The sequence below is a fragment of the Pseudonocardia sp. McavD-2-B genome, from assembly GCF_024124365.1.
Classification (GTDB): Bacteria; Actinomycetota; Actinomycetes; order Mycobacteriales; family Pseudonocardiaceae; genus Pseudonocardia; species Pseudonocardia alni.
On record NZ_JAMXSG010000529.1, the window covers coordinates 1 to 1,326 of the forward strand.

The following is a 1,326-nucleotide window of genomic DNA, read 5'->3' on the forward strand; positions in this document are numbered from 1 at the left end:
GTGGCCGCCGACGTCGCCGCCGACGTGCTCGCCGCCCGCGCGGACCGCACCGGCGCCGCGCTCGCCGGTCTCGGAGCCGGGCCGGGCGAGCTGGTCGCGGTCTGCGTGGAGAAGGGGACCGCGCAGGTCACCGCCCTGCTCGGGGTCCTCGCGAGCGGCGCGGGCTACGTCCCGGTCGAACCGTCGTGGCCCGCCGCACGGATCGCCTCGGTCTGCGCCCGCTCCGGCCTGCGGCACGCACTCGTCGCGCCGGGGGACACCACCGCGTGGCCCGACGGGGTGCGCACCCACGTCCTCGACGCCGACGGGGTCCTCGACGGCGACGCCGCGACCCCACGCCGCCCCGACGCGGGAGACCTCGCCTACGCGATCTTCACCTCCGGGTCGACCGGCACCCCGAAGGGCGTCGGCATCGCCCACCGCGCCGCCCGCACCACCCTCGACGACCTCGAGGCCCGCTACCCGCTGCGTGCCGACGACCGGGTGCTCGCGCTGTCGGCGTACAGCTTCGACCTGTCGGTCTACGACGTGTTCTCGGTGCTCGGCGCCGGCGGCGGGGTCGTGCTGCCCGACGCCGACCGGCAGCGCGACCCCGGCCACTGGCTGGACCTCATGGCGGCCCACCGCGTGACCGTGTGGAACACCGCGCCCGCACTGCTGGAGATGCTCGTCGAGTACGCCGAGATCGAGCCCGACGCGACGCGGCGCGCGCTGGCCTCGCTGCGCCAGGTCTTCCTGTCCGCCGACTGGATCCCGGTGACCCTGCCCGACCGGTTGCGCGCGCTCGCCCCGCAGGCACGGGTGATCGGTCTGGGCGGCGCCACCGAGGCGTCGATCTGGTCGATCTCCTACCCGGTCGACGCGGTCGACCCGGCCTGGCCGAGCATCCCCTACGGCCGCGCACTGGGCGGCCAGAGCTTCCACGTCCTCGACCCCGACGACGGCGGGCCCTGCCCGGTGGGCCGGCCCGGGGAGCTGTTCATCGGCGGCGACGGGCTCGCCGAGGGCTACGTCGGCGACCCCGACCAGACCGCGGCCCGCTTCGCCGTGCACCCGACCACCGGCACCCGCCTCTACCGGACCGGTGACCTCGGACGGTGGCGCCCGGACGGCACCATCGAGTTCCTCGGCCGCACCGACCGGCAGGTGAAGATCCGCGGCCACCGGATCGAGCTGGGGGAGCTGGAGGCGACCCTGGACCGGCTGCCCGCGGTCCGCCACGCCGTCGCCCAGGCGGTCCGCGGCCCGGACGACCGGCCCCGGCTGGTCGCGTTCGTGGTGCCCGCGGACCCGGCGACCCCGCCCGGCGACGGCGAGCTGGCCGCC

At 77.1% G+C, this 1,326-nt stretch carries 1 protein-coding gene; it reads left to right on the top strand.

The genetic code is table 11. The features are described 5' to 3' along the window. A partial coding sequence (locus NH602_RS30920) for an amino acid adenylation domain-containing protein (protein WP_253069702.1) occupies positions 1-1,326 on the top strand: 1,326 nt, incomplete at both ends.